The 3,950-nt window shown below is 25.4% G+C and carries 3 protein-coding genes; 1 reads left to right on the forward strand and 2 read right to left on the reverse strand.

Annotated elements, in window-relative coordinates:
- The coding region (locus tag Q5F54_RS11515) for a MerR family transcriptional regulator (protein ID WP_302334462.1) at positions 1–555 on the reverse strand (555 nt) is incomplete at its 3' end.
- Between the two features lie 91 nt (positions 556–646).
- Here Q5F54_RS11515 and Q5F54_RS11520 point away from each other — a divergent pair.
- A complete protein-coding gene (locus tag Q5F54_RS11520; protein WP_302334463.1) occupies positions 647–2,047 on the forward strand; it encodes an MATE family efflux transporter in 1,401 nt (466 codons plus the stop codon).
- Between the two features lie 198 nt (positions 2,048–2,245).
- Here Q5F54_RS11520 and Q5F54_RS11525 read toward each other — a convergent pair.
- Positions 2,246–3,950 (reverse strand): HAMP domain-containing sensor histidine kinase (locus tag Q5F54_RS11525; protein WP_302334464.1); only part of this gene is annotated, 1,705 nt, incomplete at its 5' end.

The following is a 3,950-nucleotide window of genomic DNA, read 5'->3' on the forward strand; positions in this document are numbered from 1 at the left end:
ATATCTATATTCACCACAAATCTCTTCAATTGTAATAATAGAGTATCTCGATGTATCTAACCCTTTAATAGAAGTATATTCGCTAAAATTATCCTCAAATAACTTGTATACATCCTTATCTGTAGGATCATCTATATCTCTATAACGTAAGTAATATTCTTCTTCTTGATACTCTTTATAAATTTTATCAATTTTAACTTCACTAGCATATTGTATTTTATCAATCCTAGATTTTAATATTCTTTTATTTTCTTTTAATCTTTTTATTTCATTTGATATTTGATTTATTTTACTTGTAAAAAGCTCTTCCATTTGCTCTGGTGTTCTACTATTTAAGTAAGACTTTATCTCATCTAATGACATACCTAACTCTTTCATCATAGATATAAAATAAAATAAATTAAGCTGACTATAAGAATAAAATCTATATCCATTCTCATCATAATAATCAGGTTTCAATAGACCAATATCATCATAATGAAATAATGTATGCTTTTTCACATTACATATCTTTGCAAATTCTCCTGTTGAAAGGGGTTTTAATTTCAATTTCATTTTTTATCACTCCTATTGACTATCGGGTTACCCTATAGATTATTATAACAAATATATTAAAATTTACATATTAATATTAGGTGGTGATGTTATGAAAAATAAAAATATGAACTTAGGTGAAGGTAGTGTTGGCAAGTTACTTATAAATCTTGCTGTTCCTGCTATAATAGCTCAAATGGTTAATCTATTATATAACATTGTAGATAGAATATTTATAGGTAGAATGGTAAATGGTGAAATTGCCATGGCTGGTATTGGAGTTGCTATGCCTATTATAATGATTATATCTGCATTTAGTTATTTAATAGGTTCTGGTGGTGCTCCACTTACTGCTATTAAAATGGGAGAGAAAAACAATGATGAAGCTGAAAAAATTATGAGTAATAGCTTTTCTATGCTTCTTATAATTGGCGTTTCTCTAACAATAGTATTTTTATTATTTAAAGAGCCAATACTTTGGGCTTTTGGAGCTAGTGAAACAACTATTAATTATGCTCTAGATTATTTAACTATATATGTTATGGGTACTTTATTTGTTCAAATCGCTTTAGGTATGAATCCTTTTATAAATACTCAAGGCTTTGCAAAAATTGGTATGCTTACAGTTTTAATAGGTGCTGTTATAAATATAGCTCTTGATCCTATACTTATATTTACTTTTGATATGGGTGTTAAAGGAGCTGCCCTTACAAGTATTATAGCTCAAGGTGTTTCATCTCTATTTGCTTTAAACTTCTTATTTGGTAAGAAAAGTATTTTAAAAATAAGAAAAAAATATTTAAAGTTAGATAAAAAAATAGTAGGTTCAATTTTAGCTTTAGGTATAGCACCATTTATTATGCAAGCAACTGAAAGTTTAGTTTTAGTTAGTTTAAATAACCAACTTTCAAGATTTGGTGGCGACTTAGCAATTGGCGCTATGACTATAATGAGTAGTATAATGCAAATAATAACTATGCCACTTATGGGACTTACTCAAGGTGCTCAACCTATAATAAGTTATAACTATGGTGCTAAAAATTTAGATAGAGTTAAAAAGACTTTTAAGCTTCTTTTATTAACTTGTTTATCTTATTCAACTTTAATAGTTATATTATTAATGTTATTCCCTGATTTCTTTGTTAGTATATTTAATAATAAACCAGAACTTATGGAGATAACTACTTGGTCTATTGAAATTTATTTTGCTGGTATGTTTATATTTGGGGCTCAAATAGCTTGTCAGCAAACTTTCTTAGCTTTAGGTAGAGCAAAAATTTCTTTATTCTTAGCACTTTTAAGAAAAGTAGTTCTTTTAGTTCCATTAATATTTATACTTCCAAACTTTACGGAAAATGGACTTTTCGGTGTTCTTTTAGCAGAACCTGTTGCTGATATCATTGCTTGTGCTACTACTGTAATTAGTTTTGCAGTATTTTATAAAAATACTTTAAGTAATATGAAAACTGACGAAAGTGATATTATATCAGCTTATTCTCATAATAACAATTAAATTTTCTTGTTAAAAGATTTTAATAAAAGAATTAGCTTTATTGTATTGTTTATACAAAGTTAATTCTTTACTTTTAATCCTCTTCATCCTCCTATTTTTATGGATGGATTTAGTAGTGCTTATAGAATATATAAGAATTAATCTATACTATTAATATTCTAAAATAGGGTGTCGTATTTCTCGACACCCTATTTTAATCTACATATATATATCCGAAAGCTCTGTTTTTATATTAAAATCTAAAACCTCACTATCATATAAAAATAATTCCTTATCTTCAATTAAATTAATAGGAAGATTTATAACAAACTCACTTCCCTCATTTTCTTTTGACTTAACGCTAATACTTCCATTGTGTAAACTAACAAATGACTTTACTATTGATAGCCCTATACCACTTCCCTCATTTTTCCTTGTCATAGTATTATCAACTTGAATAAACCTATCGAATATTTTATCTAAATACTTTTCACTCATACCTATTCCAAAGTCTCTTATACTTATTATTACATTTTCCTCTTTTTTATTTACATTAACATATATTATTCCATCAACATAAGAGAACTTAATTGCATTTGAAAGTAAATTTAACAAGACTCTTTCTATTTTAGCACAATCTAGAGCCATAACTATGTCTTCATCATTGGTATCAAATATTATTCTCAAATTTTTTGATTTTGCATATGGATTAATAGATGATATTATATCTTCTATTAAATTTACTATATTTATATTTTCTAAGTCTAATTTTAATTTATGATTATCAAACTTTTCAATATCTATTATATTATTTATAAGTCTTAATAATCTTTGACAATTACTATTAATAATTTCTATATTGTGGTTATTCTTACATTCATTATTTTTTACTTGTACAAGTTGTATAACTGACATTATAACTGTAATTGGAGTCTTTAATTCATGACTTATATTAGATACAAAATGAGCCTTTAATCTATTTGTTTCTTCTGCTGCATATTTTGCCTTTAACAATTTCTTTTCATATCTTATTTTATATCTTATATAACATATTAATGTTATAATTATACAAATCAATCCCACAAATAAGAAAATTAGGCTAATAACTATATCTGGATATTTATAAATTATATCATTAGGATTATTTAGTATTATTGAACCCTTTGGTAAATCCCATTTTTTTATATTATATTCTTTTAAAGTTTCATAATCAAATATATAATCATTAATACTATCATCTCCAATGTACAATTGTTTTGTGGTCTCTTCATTTATAATTTTAAGTAACATTTCTGTTGCACTTTTTGATTGATTATAATGATTTATAACCTTCCCTCCAATAACACCTTCAGTTATTCCATAACTTAGACATGCATAAATTGGTATTTGATTTGTATAATTTTTTATTCCTTTATTTATATCATCATAACCAAGCCATTTTACATCTTTAAAATGTATTGGATATAAACTTATTATTGCAGAGTTTTCTTCTACTTTTTTAAGTTCATGTACAAATTCATCTGATACAATATCATTAGTAATTATCCACTCAAAATTTAAATTACTATATTTTAAAGCATTTTCTTCACTTGCTTCAAATTCATTTTTCACCCTATTATCATTATCTATAAAAACAATATTTTCTACATTTTTATGGTGCTTTCGTATTAATTCTATTATCTGGTCTAAAGATTCTACCTCTCTTACCCCTGCTACATTTTTATATTTTAAAGCTCGTTCTATATTTTTTTTATCATATATTCCAAAAAATGAAGCAGGAATATCTTTAAACAAATCCTCTTTATATTTCAAATAAAATTCTAATGCATCATCATCTCCTATAAGTATTCCTTCCAAATTTTTATAGCTCGCAATACTATATTTTAACAAATTATAGAAATCACTTTCATCAACTTTGTCACTA

The sequence above is a fragment of the uncultured Romboutsia sp. genome, assembly GCF_958366745.1.
GTDB lineage: Bacteria > Bacillota > Clostridia > Peptostreptococcales > Peptostreptococcaceae > Romboutsia > Romboutsia timonensis.

What these genes read in the sequence shown, in the direction of transcription:
- Q5F54_RS11520 (WP_302334463.1), top strand. Translation starts at nt 647, where the DNA reads ATGAAAAATAAAAATATGAACTTAGGTGAAGGTAGTGTTGGCAAGTTA.